Source organism: Streptococcus danieliae (assembly GCF_009767945.1).
Lineage (GTDB): Bacteria > Bacillota > Bacilli > Lactobacillales > Streptococcaceae > Streptococcus > Streptococcus danieliae.
In genome coordinates, this window is sequence record NZ_WSRS01000036.1 from 1 (window position 1) to 16,547 (window position 16,547).

14 protein-coding genes are annotated in these 16,547 nt (G+C 48.1%); all 14 read right to left on the reverse strand.

Annotated features, from left to right (window positions below; genetic code table 11):
* Window positions 1-214 precede the first annotated feature (214 nt).
* Complete coding sequence (fusA, locus tag E5983_RS04905) at window positions 215-2,293, reverse strand: elongation factor G (RefSeq protein ID WP_160332795.1); 2,079 nt, start codon at window positions 2,291-2,293, stop codon at window positions 215-217.
* 214 nt (window positions 2,294-2,507) lie between these two features.
* Window positions 2,508-2,978, reverse strand: coding sequence for a 30S ribosomal protein S7 (gene rpsG / locus E5983_RS04910; RefSeq protein ID WP_160332796.1), 471 nt, complete (start codon window positions 2,976-2,978; stop codon window positions 2,508-2,510).
* 18 nt (window positions 2,979-2,996) lie between these two features.
* Window positions 2,997-3,410 (reverse strand): 30S ribosomal protein S12, encoded by a 414-nt coding sequence (gene rpsL / locus E5983_RS04915; RefSeq protein WP_135038061.1) that lies wholly within the window; start codon window positions 3,408-3,410, stop codon window positions 2,997-2,999.
* Window positions 3,411-3,640: 230 nt separating this feature from the next.
* Window positions 3,641-4,249, reverse strand: a complete 609-nt coding sequence (locus E5983_RS04920) for a hypothetical protein (RefSeq protein ID WP_160332797.1) — start codon at window positions 4,247-4,249, stop codon at window positions 3,641-3,643.
* The gene (purR, locus tag E5983_RS04925) at window positions 4,246-5,082 is read right to left on the reverse strand and encodes a pur operon repressor (protein ID WP_160332798.1); all 837 of its coding nucleotides are present in this window, start codon (window positions 5,080-5,082) and stop codon (window positions 4,246-4,248) included. Before purR ends, E5983_RS04920 begins: the two co-directional genes overlap by 4 nt.
* A gap of 75 nt (window positions 5,083-5,157) precedes the next feature.
* Window positions 5,158-6,102, reverse strand: a complete 945-nt coding sequence (locus tag E5983_RS04930; RefSeq protein ID WP_160332799.1) for a 3'-5' exoribonuclease YhaM family protein — start codon at window positions 6,100-6,102, stop codon at window positions 5,158-5,160.
* The gene (locus tag E5983_RS04935) at window positions 6,092-7,342 is read right to left on the reverse strand and encodes a DNA recombination protein RmuC (protein WP_160332800.1); all 1,251 of its coding nucleotides are present in this window, start codon (window positions 7,340-7,342) and stop codon (window positions 6,092-6,094) included. The genes E5983_RS04930 and E5983_RS04935 overlap by 11 nt, the downstream gene beginning before the upstream one ends.
* 2 nt (window positions 7,343-7,344) lie before the next feature.
* On the reverse strand, window positions 7,345-7,980 hold the full coding sequence (locus E5983_RS04940) for a thiamine diphosphokinase (RefSeq protein WP_160332801.1): 636 nt from the start codon (window positions 7,978-7,980) through the stop codon (window positions 7,345-7,347).
* A complete protein-coding gene (gene rpe / locus E5983_RS04945) occupies window positions 7,973-8,638 on the reverse strand; it encodes a ribulose-phosphate 3-epimerase (protein ID WP_160332802.1) in 666 nt (221 codons plus the stop codon). Before rpe ends, E5983_RS04940 begins: the two co-directional genes overlap by 8 nt.
* Window positions 8,635-9,504, reverse strand: coding sequence for a ribosome small subunit-dependent GTPase A (rsgA, locus tag E5983_RS04950; protein WP_160332803.1), 870 nt, complete (start codon window positions 9,502-9,504; stop codon window positions 8,635-8,637). The genes rpe and rsgA overlap by 4 nt, the downstream gene beginning before the upstream one ends.
* Before the next feature lie 8 nt (window positions 9,505-9,512).
* Window positions 9,513-10,385: a 16S rRNA (adenine(1518)-N(6)/adenine(1519)-N(6))-dimethyltransferase RsmA gene (rsmA, locus tag E5983_RS04955; protein WP_160332804.1), complete on the reverse strand. Its 873-nt coding sequence runs from the start codon at window positions 10,383-10,385 to the stop codon at window positions 9,513-9,515.
* Window positions 10,386-10,532: 147 nt separating this feature from the next.
* A complete protein-coding gene (locus E5983_RS04960) occupies window positions 10,533-10,769 on the reverse strand; it encodes a GlsB/YeaQ/YmgE family stress response membrane protein (protein ID WP_160332805.1) in 237 nt (78 codons plus the stop codon).
* A 9-nt stretch (window positions 10,770-10,778) separates the two neighbouring features.
* Window positions 10,779-12,011 (reverse strand): aminopeptidase, encoded by a 1,233-nt coding sequence (locus tag E5983_RS04965; RefSeq protein ID WP_160332806.1) that lies wholly within the window; start codon window positions 12,009-12,011, stop codon window positions 10,779-10,781.
* Window positions 12,012-12,038: 27 nt separating this feature from the next.
* A complete protein-coding gene (locus E5983_RS04970) occupies window positions 12,039-16,418 on the reverse strand; it encodes a PolC-type DNA polymerase III (protein ID WP_160332807.1) in 4,380 nt (1,459 codons plus the stop codon).
* Window positions 16,419-16,547 lie beyond the last annotated feature (129 nt).

The following is a 16,547-nucleotide window of genomic DNA, read 5'->3' on the forward strand; positions in this document are numbered from 1 at the left end:
CCCCCACCACAGGGAAAGCATCTCATAGAAATTCGAAAGAAGCCGGATTCGGATTGACGTTAAAACCATCTCAACACCCTTATTAAAAAGCTAAATAATAAAAGCCTAAAACTGTCAGTTTTCAGGGATTCCACACAACTTGACAAAGAGCCCAAAAAAGAGAGAACCTTTCACAGTTCTCTCTTTTTCTACTTTTACAAGCAGTCGTTAAGGATTATTCACCTTTTGCTTTTGCAACGATTGCTTCTTGTACAGACTTAGGTACATCTTCGTAGTGGTCAAATACCATCATGAAGGTACCACGTCCTTGTGATGCTGAACGAAGAACAGTTGCATAACCGAACATTTCAGCAAGTGGTACATAAGCACGAACGATTTGGCTGTTACCGTGTGCTTCCATACCGTCAACACGTCCACGACGAGCTGTTACGTGACCCATAACATCACCAAGGTTCTCTTCTGGAACAGTGATTGTTACAAGCATCATTGGTTCAAGAATTGCTGGTTGAGCAGTCTTAGCAGCTTCTTTAAGGGCAAGAGATGCTGCGATCTTGAAGGCAGTTTCAGATGAGTCGACATCGTGGTAAGAACCATCGTAAAGTTTAGCTTTCACGTCTACAAGTGGGTAACCTGCAAGAACACCGTTAGCCATTGACTCAACCAAACCTTTTTCTACGGCTGGTACGAATTCACGTGGAACCACACCACCGACGATTGCGTTTTCGAACTCGAATCCTGCTCCTTCTTCGTTTGGTGTAAATTCAATCCATACATCACCGAATTGACCTTTACCACCAGATTGACGTTTGAAGAATCCACGTGCTTGCGTAGCTGCACGGAAGGTTTCACGGTAAGATACTTGAGGAGCACCTACGTTAGCTTCAACCTTGAATTCACGTTTCATACGGTCAACAAGGACATCCAAGTGCAACTCACCCATACCAGAGATAACTGTTTCACCAGTTTCAACGTTTGTTTCAACGCGGAAGGTTGGATCTTCTTCAGCCAATTTTTGAAGGGCAATACCCATTTTATCTTGGTCAGCCTTTGATTTTGGCTCAACCATCAATTGGATAACTGGCTCAGGAACGTTGATAGACTCAAGAATAACTTTAGCTTTCTCGTCTGTCAATGAGTCACCAGTTGTAGTATCTTTCAAACCAACGGCAGCAGCGATATCACCAGAGTAAACTGTTTCAATCTCTTGACGGCTGTTCGCGTGCATTTGGAGGATACGTCCGATACGCTCACGTTTACCTTTTGAGGTATTCATAACGTAAGAACCTGAGTTCAAGACACCAGAGTAAACACGGAAGAAAGTCAAACGACCAACGAATGGGTCTGTCATGATCTTGAAGGCAAGAGCTGCAAATGGCTCTTCATCAGATGCAGGACGAGTTTCTTCTTCTTCAGTATCTGGGTTAATCCCTTTGATAGCAGGGATATCAAGTGGGCTTGGAAGGTAGTCAAGAACCGCATCCAACATCAATTGAACCCCTTTGTTCTTGAAGGCAGAACCACAAAGAACTGGGTAGAATTCTACGTTGATAGTTGCTGTACGGATAGCTGCTTTCAACTCTTCGTTTGTGATTTCTTCCCCTTCAAGATACTTCATCATCAAGTCTTCGTCAGTTTCTGCAACTGCTTCAACCAATTTTTCACGGTATTCTTGAGCTTGCTCAAGGTATTCAGCTGGGATGTCCTCTTCAAGGATATCTGTACCAAGGTCGTTGGTGTAGATTTCAGCCTTCATCTTGATCAAGTCGATGATTCCACGGAAGTCATCTTCTGCACCGATTGGCAATTGAATTGGGTGTGCGTTTGCTTGCAAACGGTCATGAAGAGTGCTTACTGAGTAAAGGAAGTCCGCACCAATCTTATCCATTTTGTTCGCAAATACGATACGAGGAACACCGTATTCAGTTGCTTGACGCCATACAGTTTCTGTTTGTGGCTCAACACCTGATTGAGAGTCCAATACAGTTACCGCACCATCCAAAACGCGAAGGGAACGTTGTACCTCGATTGTGAAGTCCACGTGTCCTGGGGTATCGATGATGTTAACACGAGTATCTTTCCATTGAGCTGTTGTCGCAGCAGAAGTGATGGTGATTCCACGCTCTTGCTCTTGCTCCATCCAGTCCATTTGTGAAGCCCCTTCGTGGGTTTCACCGATCTTGTGGATTTTACCAGTGTAGTAAAGGATCCGCTCAGTAGTAGTAGTTTTACCAGCATCAACGTGGGCCATGATACCGATATTACGAGTTTTTTCTAATGAAAATTCGCGAGCCATTTGTCTCTCCTATATTTTATTTTTTTATTATTATACCATATTCCAAGAAAAGCAGATAGGTAAGACCCACCCGCTTCTCCTGTATACTGTATTTTCTTCTCCTATTTGATGCAAAAATAGAAAGAAGGATTAAGAATAATAGGCAGGCTAAGCACTGACCAAAAAGAATAATCTCTGTTTGACCAGGTACTTGGTAAAGCCCTGTCTCCTATTCTTACCAGCGGAAGTGTGCGAAGGCACGGTTAGCCTCAGCCATACGGTGAGTATCTTCGCGTTTCTTAACAGCTCCACCAGTGTTGTTAGCTGCATCCATGATTTCTTTTGCAAGACGGTCTTGCATTGTGTGCTCACCACGAGCACGAGCAATTTGTACCAACCAACGAAGACCTAGAGTTGTACGACGCTCTGGACGTACTTCAACTGGGACTTGGTAGTTAGAACCACCGACACGGCGTGCACGTACTTCAAGTACAGGCATGATGTTTTCCAATGCTTGCTCAAATACTTCAAGTGCATCGTTGCCAGTAGCTTCTTTAATTTGATCAAAAGCACCATAAACGATTGATGCCGCTGTACCACGTTTACCGTCCATCATAACACGGTTGATCAAACGTGTTACCAATTTAGAATTGTAAAGTGGATCTGCTAATACTTCGCGCTTAGGCGCTTGGTTTTTACGACTCATTCTCTCTTATCCCCCTTCTTATCCTTTAGGACGTTTAGTACCGTATTTAGAACGACCTTGTTTACGATCATTAACACCGGCTGTATCCAAAGCACCACGGACGATATGGTAACGTACCCCTGGAAGGTCCTTTACACGTCCACCACGGATAAGAACCACACTGTGCTCTTGCAAGTTGTGTCCGATACCTGGGATGTAAGCAGTTACCTCGATCAAGTTGCTCAAACGTACACGAGCAAATTTACGAAGGGCTGAGTTTGGTTTTTTAGGTGTCATGGTACCAACACGAGTAGCAACACCACGTTTTTGTGGTGAGTTTTCACGAGTTGGAACACGTTTCAAGCTGTTGTAACCAACGTTCAAAGCTGGTGATTTAGATTTTTCTACTTTTGATTTACGCGGTTTGCGAACCAATTGGTTAATTGTAGGCATCTACATTCTCCTGTAATTTTTTATTTTTGGATATCAGGCACTGGTGACAGCCCTGAAGCGGTGTACTTTTGCAACATTTGTCAGCACGTCTCTGTACACTTTTGAGAGACCAAAAGTAAAAAGTACCGTCAACTATAATACCAAACCTCCAGGACTCTGTCAAACATTTTTAGGAAAAAAGCAAAAGAAAATCAGCTCCTCTGTTGCCAAAAGCGCTGATTCCTTTTCTCTTATTCCGTAGGTACGGACGGTTCCACAGGAGTTACTGGGACCGTTTCTGTCACAACCGGTTGAGTCGGTTGTTCAATGTATTCTGGTGCTGGTATTACCGGTTGTTCCACGTAGGTCGTTACCTGACTAGAGGCCGGTGTTACAGGTGCGGCCGGCGCTGGTGCAACCGGTGCTCCAGATGAAACAGGTGCGGCTGGTTCAGCAGCGCTCTCCTGAGAGCTTGATGCAGAAGCAGCCGTCAAGGCATCAAAATCCAAACCAAGGGCGTTAGCAACAGCTTTCAAGCGATCTAGAAGTTCATTTTTCTGATCCCCATCTGCTAACGCTTCAACCTTTTCTTTTGCAGCTCGTAGGTTGGCTTCATTCTGCTCTTTTTCGGCTTTTTTAACCGCTTCTTCGGCTTCCTCAAGAGCCTTCTCTTCTTTCGATTGGCTGCTAGAGGAACTGGAAGATTGAGACGGTGCTGTAATCGTTGTTTTGGCCTGCTGACTCCGTTGCATACTGCGGGCCATGACTAGCCCCATCATCAAGACCACCATCAAAAGGGCTAGGATAAAAATTCGCACCCAAATTGAACTTTGGTCAATCCTATCTAAAAACTGCTTCACTCTGTAACCTCATTCATACTTTCTGTAAAAATATTTCCAAGCTCTACGTCGACCTGCATAGCATCTACGTCAATCTTGGTCACCCGCAAGAGGGAACGGTAATCAAAAGCTTCCCGCTTCTCCTGAGCATTATCCGCAAAAACGGCAACTCCAGCCAAACTGGAATCAAATTCATCCAACAGGCTGATCATCCCTCGGATGGTTCCCCCACCCTTGAGGAAGTCGTCCACAATCAAGACGCGACTACCAGCTGGCAGGCTCCGTTTGGATAGGAACATTTTTTCAATCCGAGAGCTGGAACCAGAGGCATAATTGACACTAACCGTAGAGCCCTCTGTAATTTTCAAATCACGACGCACAATCACAAAAGGAACATTCAAGACATTGGCAACTGCATTGGCCAAGGGAACTCCCTTGGTCGCTACCGTCATAACCGCATCAATCGGCTCATCCTGGAAGGTCTTGGCAATAATCCGGCCAATACTCTTTAACAAGATTGGATTGCTCAACAAGTCGGAAAGGTAAATATAGCCACCGGGCAGAATCCGATTGCTTGCAGAGAGTTGCTGCCGCAGCTCTTCCCCGATTTGTAGACTTTCTTCTTGAGAGATAGAGGGTTTGAAGATGACTCCGCCACCGGCACCAGTAATGGTCTCGATATGGCCCACCTCCATCTCCTCAAAGGCCCGTTTGATAATTACGATGTCTTCGGAGATAGAAGACTTAGCCGTTTGATACTTGGAGGCAAATGTATTAAGACCCGTTAATTCATAGGGGTGGTTGATCAGATAATTGGAAATAACCACCATCCGCTCACTTCTTCTTAATTTCATTTTCCCTAACCTGTTTTCTATTTTTTACAATTATATCACACAAATTGAAAAAACGTTCGGCTTTTTTGAAAGCAGCTAGTTATTCAATTGCGGTTTGTAGAAATTTCGATTGTCAAGGGCGAAAATCCGGGCGGTCATTTCTCCGGGTCCGACTTTTTCCAAAGCACTGGTCATCATCATCATACCCGCATCCATATTGTCAATCATGTGGATCATCTCCGCTTCCATAAGCTGGGGACGAACAGGGCTACCATATTCCAAGAGGCCGTGGTGGCTCAACACAACGTGGCGCAGAACAATCACGTCCTCCTTCTCGTCGTCAATGCCCAACTCTACCAAAACCTTGGTAATCTCTTCATCAATCAAGGCAATATGGCCAATTAAATTCCCACGAATGGTATATTCTGTCTGGTCAGGACCGCTTAACTCAATGACTTTGGCTAAGTCATGAAGCAAAATGCCTGCAATCATTAAACTCAAATTCAACTGCGGATAAATTTGGGCAATAGCTTGGGCCAGGCGGACCATGGTCGCGGTATGAAAGGCCAAACCGGTTTCAAAGGCATGATGGTTGGTCTTAGCCGCTGGATAGCTATAAAAGGCCTGGTCATGTTTTTGGAAGAGAGCACGGACAACCCGCTGCCAGACTGGATTCTCAATTTGGAAAATCGATTCGGAAATATACTCCCGCAATTGATTCGGGTCAACTGGCGGTTCCTCCTTATAAAGACTCGGGTCTGTTGGCTCCCCAGCTCGAGCCAAACGCATGGCCAACTGGTTGACTTGTGGGGTGTTGTTGTAAACCTCCCGTCGTCCACGCATAAAAACCACGCGCCCAGCTTGAAACTCCTCGACATTTTTCTCTTGGGCATCCCAGAGCTTGCCCTCAATTTCTCCCTTATTGTCTTGGAAGGTAAAGGCCAAATAATTTTTCCCCGCTCGGGTTTGCCGCAAATCTGCTTTTTTAATCAGGTAGAACCCTTCAAAGAGCTCATCCTTTTTCATGTGATTAATCTTCATCCTCTATCTCCTCCGTCCACATCAGTAACTGGTTTAAATCCAGTTCTTCCTGAACTTCAATCTGGCGTAAGCTCCGCTCAATGGCCCGCGTCCGTACACCAATCAACTGTTCCAAACTGCCACTGGCAGTCCGCAATTGCTCCTGGGTTTTGTCCAAGACCCGTCCAAAATTTTGGAATTCCTTTTTGACGGCTGACAGGACCAAACTAATATCCTCTGCATTCTTCTGGAGATGCAGGGTTTTGAAACCAACAGCTAGAGAGTTAAGCAAGGCTGCCAGCGTTGACGGACCTGCTAAAACCACCTTCTCTTCCTTGCGCAGCTGGTCCATGAATTGGGGTTCCCGCACCAGCTCTGCGTAGAGGGCTTCGGTTGGTAAAAACAAAATTCCAAAATCCGTTGTCCGTGGCGGTGCCAGGTACTTGTTATGAATATCTCGGGCAAAGCCCCTAACTGCTCGCAACAGGTCCTTACGAGCCACTGCCACCGCATCCTTATCGCCCTCTTCAAAGGCTGCTTCCAAACGGTAGTAGGACTCCAGCGGAAACTTGGCATCAATGGGCAGATAGATTGCTTCCCCAGCCTGGCCGGGAAACTTGATAGCATATTCCACCCGGTTCCGCGATTCAGGCACCAGGGCGAACTCCTTCTCATACTGATGGGGCGCTAAAATATCTTCTAGAATCTGACCCAACTGGATTTCTCCGAGAATCCCCCGGCTCTTACTGCCCGACAGAATCTTGTTAAGATTGCCAACATCCTGGGCAACTGTTCGCATTTCCCCCAAACCCTTATTGACACTTTCCAATTGCTGGGACACGGTTTCAAAAGAAGCCCGCAAACGGCTTTGGAGGGTTGTTTCTAATTTCTCCTCCACCGTTTGGCGCATGGCTTCGAGCCGGGCTTCGTTGGATTCCTGCAAGCGCCGTATGCCCTGCTCGGTCTGCTCACGACTTTGAGACAAACTGCTCCGCACCTCGGCCCGCAAAACTTGCATCTCTTCTTGGATGGCTGCCTGTTGGCTGACCAGACGATCACTCAGCTGGAGTTCCAACTTTCCTTCTCGTAGCTGGGCATCCTTGGCCAATTCTGAAAAACGGAAGTCGAGTTGGTCCGACATCCGGTCCATGTGGTTCTCCCACTCCCGTTTTTCTTCCTCACGTCCTCCCCGCAGCCACTGATAAAGCTGGTAGGTCAAGAAGAGATTGGCTGCTCCCAAAAGAATCAGAATGATTTCCATAACTACTCCCTATCCCGTGAATAGATGATGATCACATAGCCCTTTTCAACCTTCACAGCAATCGGACGGTCAAGGAACTCATTGGATCCATAAATTTTTTTTAAAAAATAATTCGAAGCATTCAGTGCATACTTAGCTCCTTCAATCTCAAGCGAGGTTGCTGGTTCTGGCATGAAGGAAATATAGTCATAACCCGGCTCTGGTTCCAGCTGCTGCCAGCCTGTACCTCGGTAAACCACTTGATTTTCCGCATCCACTAGGCGCACTCGCTCCAAAAGCGGAATAAATTCTGATTGGCTGGGCCAGAATAAATTGGCTAAGCTATGGTCCAAACGTCCACCCAAGGCCCCATAGACCACCACATCCCCTTGGGGAAAATGCTCCAGCACAATCCGCAAGGCCACTTCTAAATCGGTATCGTTCTTCTCTGCAGGCAACTCCACCCAGTGCTTGGCAGCTACAAAAATCTGCTCCCGCTGCTCCGCTGTCACGGAATCAAAATCACCAACAGCCCAATCCAAGGGGAGACCTGCCTCCAGCAAGGCCACACAACCGCGATCCACCCCAATCGTCACTTGATCTTCAAGTGGTAAGGAGAGCCCCAAGGGCCCTCCTGCAACAATCATAATCTTAGTCATTCACAGTTAACACCTGACGGAGCTTGTCCATCCCCTCTTCAAGACCACCATTAAACAAGTAGCTACCCGCTACAAAAACATTAGCTCCTGCTTGAGCTGCCAGTTCAATGGTCTGATCGTCAATCCCACCATCCACTTCGATGTCGAAGTCCAAGCCCTTGGCCTGACGTAGGTCCGCCAATTGACGAATCTTATCCAGGGTTTCTGGTAGGAAGGCTTGGCCCCCAAAACCAGGATTCACCGTCATCACCAAGACCTGATCTACCAAGCCCAACACATGTTCAATAGCAGCAACCGGGGTTCCAGGATTAATCACAACACTAGCCTTCATCCCCATTTGGCGGATACGCTGCAAGGCTCCATGAATATGCGGTGTCGCTTCCACATGAATGCTGATAATATCAGCGCCGGCACGCGCAAACTCTTCCAAATGATCCTCCGGATTGCTGACCATGAGATGGCAATCAAACACCAACTGGCTATGGCGGCGCAAGCTAGCAACAACACCAGCTCCAAAACTAATATTGGGAACAAAGTGCCCATCCATAATATCAATATGCACGTATTCGGCTCCACTCGCCTCGATCCGTTTCATATCGGTTTCAAAATTCGCGTAGTCTGCACTAAGAATCGATGGGGCAATATAGAATTTTCTCATTTTTTTCCTCCCTTTTTGTAGGTCACCCGACGTTGCTCCACTTCACTGAGGAGCTGCAAATAGTTTTCATAACGGAAGGCCGCAATCGCGCCTTCCTCCACGGCCGGCTGGACAGCACAAGCCGGTTCGTGGCGATGGGTACAGGTCCGGAATTTGCAGTCATGGCTGAACCTGCGAATTTCCGGAAAAGCATTATTGAGATCTTCGGCCTGATTGATTTCATAATCAAGCGAAGAGAAGCCTGGGGTATCCGCAATTTTACCACCGAAGACATCGTAAAGGGTTACGGCCCGCGTCGTGTGACGTCCCCGGCCAAGACTCGAGGAAATTTCTCCAGTCTCCAGCTCCAAGTCTGGAGCCAAACGGTTGAGCAAGGTTGACTTACCAACCCCCGTCTGGCCCATAAAGACGGTCAACTGGTCCTGCAAGAGAGGCTCCAGTTCCTCCAACTGGTAAACCATGGGATAGCCAATACTGGTATAGACTTCCTGGATTGCCAGTAATTCTCCCAAATCTTCCAACAAATCGGTTTTGGTCAAATAGATAATAGGCTTAATCCCCTTGTGTTCCAACAGGACTAAAAAGCGATCCAAGAGACTGAGATTCAAATCCGGTTCCCGGACAGAAACCAGGACCACCGCCTGATCAATATTGACAATCGGAGGCCGAACGAGCTCATTCTTCCGCTCCGAAATGGCTAAAATATAACCCTCTGATTGCTGGTCTGCGGAAAACTCGACCCAGTCTCCGACATAGGGAGTCTGGCCTTTTTTCCGGAAATTTCCCCGGGCCCGGGTCTGGTAGACCTGCCCGTCCGCTTCTACATAGTAGAAGCCAGCCAAGGCTTTGATAATGCGTCCTTGCAAATTCTTTCTTATCCTTTCTCTGCCTCAAGGGCTCGCGCTAGGCTGGCAAATTCTGCCAAGCCCAGTGTTTCTCCTCTAACGCTTGGTGCAATGCCTGCCACTTCCAAGGAGCGTGTTAGCCAGTCCTTGGTTTCTGGATCCTTGCCAAAATAGGCTTGCAAATTATTCCAGAGGGTCTTACGGCGATGGTGGAAGCTGGCCTTGACCAGTTTAAAGTAAAAGTCCTCGTCAGCGACTTCCACGGCCGATTGAGGGAGGCGTGTCATTTTTAAAATCGCACTATCCACGTTCGGCGCAGGCACAAACACGGTCCGTGGTACGATAAAGGCCACCTTGGCTTCCATATAGTACTGGACGGCGACCGATAGGGAGCCGTAGTCCTTGGTCCCGGGCTGCGCCGAGATGCGATCCGCCACTTCTTTTTGCATCATGACAATAAATTCCGCAAAGGGAATACCACTTTCTAGAAGATGCATCAGAATTGGCGTTGTGATGTAATACGGCAGGTTAGCTACTACCTTAATCGGCAGGTCGGGGTTGCGGAAGCGGCTGATTTGCTCGGCCAAATTGACCTTGAGAATGTCGGCCTGAACCACTTGGACATTGTCAAAAGCGCTCAAGGTTTCCCCCAAAATCGGAATCAGGCGTTCATCAATCTCAAAAGCCATGACTTCTGCAGCCTGCTCGGCTAAAAATTCCGTCAGAGCCCCAATTCCTGGACCAATCTCAATCACATTGACTTCGCGACTCAATTCCGCGCTATCTACGATTTTCTGCAAAATATTGGTATCCGTTAAAAAATTCTGCCCAAACGACTTCTTAAAAGTAAAGCCATGGCGTTCCAATACAGCACGTGTTACGCTATAATCTGCAATCCTCATATCTATATCCCATCTGAATCTTTTACTACTATTATACCCTATTCTTGAGCCCAAACCAAACAGAGTTCGGCTGATTCTCTTCTTTCATTAAAAACAAAAAATAACCGTTACCCCAAAAACAGGTAAACGGTCATTTCAAAATCGAATTTATCGGAAATCGTTGCGTCTCACAAAGAGCACCAAGACGATGCAGGCTCCCAAGATGGCGGGGATAAAGGGCAGCCCCCACAAGCGGGGACCCCAGCTCCCAAACAGGAGCTGGCCTAGCCAAGACCCAACCCAACCGACCAAGATATTGCCCATACAGCCCATCCGATCTTCACGGTCGGTCAAGGCTGTCGCAATCAGTCCAGTTAAAAAGCCAGTTATAATCGATACAAGCATCGGAACCTCCTAGATAGCCCATTCTCCCTGACGGAAGATTGGCACCCGACTACCATCTGGACGAATACCATCAATGTCCATCTCACCGGAACCAATCATAAAATCTACATGGACATCCGATTGGTTGAGACCAGCTTCCTGGCGTTCCTCGACGGTCATTTCAGTTCCACCCTCCACACTAAAGGCATAGGCAGAGCCGATCGCTAAGTGGTTAGAAGCATTCTCATCAAAGAGCGTGTTGTAGAAGATAATCCCTGATTGTGAAATCGGACTTTGGTGAGGGACCAAGGCCACTTCTCCCAAGGATCTTGCTCCACGGTTCTCAAAGACCAGTTTTTCCAAGGTTTCTTGACCCCGGCTAGCTTCAACCTGGGTAATCTGACCGTCTTGGAAATGGACCTTGATTCCTTCAATGATGGTTCCATTGTAGCTAAGCGGTTTGGTGCTGGTTACATAGCCATCTGCCCGGCGATAGTCTGGTGCCGAGAAAACTTCTTCTGTCGGCATGTTGGCCAAGAAATAATCACCTGCTTCATTCCGACTGCCCGCACTTTCCCAATGATGGTTTTCTGGTAGTCCTAGAACCAAGTCTGTTCCAGGTGCTTGGTAGTGAAGGGCTGTGAATTGTTCCGCATTTAAAATAGCTGCCTTGGATTCCAAGCGTTCCTCATGATCAATCCAAGCTTGGATTGGGTCTGCCTCATAAACCCGACAAGTCTTGAAGATTTGATCCCAAAGCGCTTCTAAAGCTGCTTCCGGAGCTAGAGCTGGGAAGACCTTCTCAGCCCAGGCTTGACCAGCAGCCGCAGCCACCAACCAGGAAACCTTATTGGATTGAGTAGCCTCACGTAGTGGAGCTAGGGCCTGACTAGCAGCTTTCACAACCATGGCCATCCGATCTCCCGGAACACCAGCCAGACCGTCTGGATCAATGGAGCGAAGAGCTAAGCGACTAACCCGATTTTCAATTTGATAGTTCATGCGGGCGATCACATAATCCGGAATCTCTGTTAAAAACTTCTCCTCCGCATGGAGCAATTCTTCTTTTTCGATGGCTTGATCAGTCCATTGCACCATTACATGACCGGCACCTTGGGCATAAGCTTCTGCGACTAGCAAGCGAGTGAAGGCAACCTGCTCCACTTCCGCATTAATCAACAGAATTTGCCCTTTTTGCACATTTAAACCGCGCTTGATTAAGAGATGAGCATATTTTTTCAAAAGATTTTCGAAATTTTCCATGTATTTCTCCTTTTCTAATTTTCAATTCTAAAACAATTCGTCAAAGAGACTGAGTTGGTTATCTTCCGGCATATTGCCCAAGATGCCCATTTCATTCATCTTATCAACAAGGGTTGAAGAGAGACCGCCCCGTTTGCGGAGCTCTGTCTTACTGAGGAACTCCCCTTCTTCACGCGCCGCCACCAGCTGCTTAGCAACGTTCTCGCCCAGACCTTCCAAGGCCACAAACGGTGGGATCAACTGGTCCCCATCAATGAGGAACTCGGTCGCCTGGCTGCGGTAAAGATCCAACTTGCCAAACACAAAACCGCGTTCCAACATCTCATTAACCAGCTCGAGAGTTGTATAGAGATCGTTTTCCACATTGGTAGCCTGGTTGTTTTTACGTTTTTCACGAATATCTTCCATCCGTGCCTTAACAGCCTCTAAGCCACCAGACATGGTTTTGAGTTCAAAGGCCTTGGCCCGAATGGAGAAGTAGGCACAGTAATAATAGATGGGATGGTGGACCTTGAAGTAGGCTACCCGGAGGGCCATCATAACATAGGCAGCCGCGTGGGCTTTGGGGAACATGTATTTGATTTTTCCACAGGACTCGATATACCACTCCGGCACATTGTTTTCCTTCATAGCCTCAATGTAACCATTGCGTTCCTCCTCGGAAATTTTCAACCACAGTCCCTTCCGCACACGCTCCATAATGGTAAAGGCTATCTTGGGATCCAGCCCCTTATGCATGAGGTAAACCATGATGTCGTCCCGACAACCGATAACCGTGGATAGGTCAGCAATGCCCTGGCGAATCAAGTCTTGAGCATTGCCCAACCAAACATCCGTTCCATGGGACAAGCCTGATAGCTGCAGCAACTCCGCAAAGGTTGTCGGATGGGTCTCATCCACCATCCCCCGAACAAAGTTGGTTCCAAATTCCGGAATTCCCAACATCCCCGTCGCCGTCCCAATTTGCTCCTCTGTCACACCGAGAATCTCGGTTCCCGAGAAGAGGGCCATCACTCCCGGATCATCAGCTGGGATTTCCTGCGGATCAATGCCCGATAAATCCTGCAACTTCCGAATCATGGTCGGATCATCATGTCCCAAGATATCCAGCTTCAAGACGTTTTCATCAATATCGTGGAAGTTGAAGTGGGTCGTCTGCCATTCCGCCGTCACATCATCTGCCGGATACTGGACAGGCGTGAAATCATAGACATCCATATAGTTGGGAATCACGACAATCCCCCCTGGGTGCTGACCCGTTGTTCGCTTGACCCCTGAAGCTCCCATCGCCAAGCGCTCAATTTCGGCTTCCGAATACATTTTTTGGTAGTCTCGTTCATAACCTTTGACAAAACCAAAAGCGGTCTTATCTGCCACGGTACCAACGGTTCCAGCCCGAAAGGCATATTTCGCTCCAAAGATATCTCGGACATCCAAGTGGGCACTTGGCTGGTCATCCCCTGAGAAGTTCAAGTCGATATCGGGAACCTTATCCCCGTCAAAGCCCAAGAAGGTCTCAAAGGGGATATCTTGTCCATCCTTTTTCAGGAGCTGGCCACAGTTAGGACAGTCCTTGTTGGGCAGGTCAAAACCAGAACCAACCGAACCGTCCGTGATAAACTCACTGTACTGACAGCCTGGACAGTAATAGTGGGGCGATAGAGGATTAACCTCGGTAATCCCAATCATCGTGGCTACAAAAGAAGAGCCGACAGATCCCCGAGAACCAACCAAGTAGCCCCGCTCATTGGACCGTTGCACCAACATTTGCGAGCTCAAGTAGATCACGGCAAAGCCATTTCCCAAGATCGAGGTCAGTTCCTTCTCAATCCGTAAATCGACCAGGTCCGGGAGTGGATTTCCGTACATTTCGAAGGCCTTCTCATAGGTTAGGCGGGCTACCTCTTCCTCTGCCCCTTCAATATAAGGCGTATAAAGATCATCCTTAACAACTTCCACCGCATCAAATTGTCGACTGAAGTTCTGAGTATTGGTCACCACAATCTCATAAGCCAGATCCTGACCTAGAAAGGCAAACTCATCCAACATCTCATTGGTCGTCCGGAAATGAGCCTGGGGTAGAGGAGCCGGCTCCGCCTTCTCCCCATAGCCAATCGGCCGGTTAATCATGGCTCCTTGCCCCAAACTCCGGACAATAATCTCCCGATAAATAGCATCCTCTGGCTCCAGATAGTGGACATTGCCGGTCGCAAGCACCGGCTTCCCAGCCCGGCGACCGACTTCAATCAACTGCTTAATCAGGTTTTGAATCTCTTCTTCACTCTGCACCTGCTCCTGGGCCAACAACGGCGCATAAAGGGCGGGCGGCATCACTTCAATAAAGTCATACTGGGCCGCTACTTCTACCGCCTTGTCCAGCCCCTTACTAAGCAAGGTCTCAAAGACCTCCCCCTCCTGACAGGCCGACCCCATCAGCAGGCCTTCGCGATAATCTTCCAAAACCGACTTGGGAATCCGGGACACACCTGAAAAATACTGGGTGTTGGACAGAGAAACCAGTTGGAAAAGATTTTTCAGACCAACTTGGTTTTGGACATACAAGGTCGCATGTTTAACCCGGGCCTTCTGATAGGAGGACGGATTGATGACCTGCTGGTTCAGTTGGTTCAGATTGGTCACCCCAAATTTTTCTGCCACATCCTTGATAAAAATAAACAGGAGCCGACCGGTTGCTTCCGCATCGTAGTTGGCCATGTGGTGGTGCTCCAAGGCAACCTGAAAGCGCTTGGTCAGAGGCCCCAAACCGTGACGTTTGTATTCCGGATAAAGATTGCGGGCAAATTCCAGCGTATCAATCACAGGCTGGCTAATAATCGGTAAACCATGTCGCTCATAGTTGACATTCATAAAGCCCACGTCAAAGGTGGCATTGTGGGCAACCAACACTGCATCGCCACAGAAATCCTGGAACTCCCGCAGCACCTGCTCAAGCGGTTTTGAACCCCGCACATGGTCATTGGTAATTCCCGTCAGACTGGTTGTAAAGGCCGACAGGGGATGCCCCGGATCGATAAACTCATCAAACTCCGCAATCACATTTCCCTTGTACATTTTAGAAGCCGCTACCTGGATCAGATCATTATAGACCGCCGACAGTCCCGTGGTCTCCACGTCAAAGACTACATAGGTCGCATCTGACAGGTCTATATCCTGCTCATGATAGACAATCGGCACCCGGTCCTCAACCAGATTCGCCTCCATCCCATAAATCAGACGCAGACCGGCCTTTTGGGCCGCCTTATACCCATGTGGAAAACTCTGCACATTGCCGTGGTCCGTAATGGCCAAGGCCTCATGGCCCCAGCGACTCGCTGTCGCCACCAATTCCTCAACCTCTGGCAGGGCATCCATGGTCGACATATTGGTGTGCGCGTGAAATTCCACCCGCTTTTCCCCCTCTGGCATCAAATCCTTGCGGGGATGATGGCTAATCTCCTTCACCTGTTGAACATTCATGGTCAGAGACTGCGTGTATTGATTGAGTTCAACATTCCCCCGGACCCTGAGCCAGGAGTTTTTGCGAATCATGTCAAATTTTTTCGCTTCCTCTTCATTTTTGACCCATTTTTGCAAGGCAAAACTAGACGTATAATCCGTCATCTTAAAGGAAATCAAAACACGACCCGTCCGCATAACCCGGTGCTCCAAGGCGAAAACATAACCCTCAAAGGTCAGTCCCCGTTCCTCCCCTTGCACCTCGATCATTGGCGTAATCTTAGACTTGTCCAGAACCTCGGTCGATGCGGACCGCTGCCCATACTCAAAAGCCGGTGCAGGAGCCGGAGATTCCTTGGGAAGGGACTCTTCCAATGACGCCAAAGACTCCTGAGCCGCCAAAAGCGCTTGCGCCCGCTCCTCTTCAAAGAAGCTCCGCTCCACCTCCGACAAGGACTCCTCCACCTGAAGCTGACAAGCCAACTTGCCCAGACCAAAGTCCTCTAAGGCCTCCTCCAGACAGGGCAGGTATTTCTTGGTGAAATGGTCCATATCCAAATTGGCCGCTCCTTTCAGGTAGAGCGTCTGACCCTCCAGAACCACCTCGAGAGCCTGGAACAAGGACTTGAAACCTTGACTTGAACAAGGTCCCTCTGCAAAAGCCTCCCGGTAATAGGCCTCAACCAAGTTCGGCTCCAAAACTACCTCACGCGCCCGAATCCGAAAACGAGCCTGATTGCCAGTTTTGGAAAACTCCTCTGTCAATTGCTGCTTGAGAATCCGATAAGCCGCAATCGGCAAAACCTGGTCAAAGACAAAGGTGAAATCCCAAATCCGACTTTTTTCATGTAGGATTACCGAATCTAGCTCCGCCCCCTGAAACAGAGGAGACCGCAAAAACTCCCCCGGCAAAGCTATCTGATTCATTAAAAGCTGAAATGTATTCTCCATGAACCCTCCTGTATACTTCTATTTTAACATAGAGCCCGAAGGAGAGACAAAAGGGTGTGTCAAGAATTTTGTGTAAACTCCAAAGCAGAGTTTGAATGTGTGTATTAATCGGACAAGGAATTGTAAGGA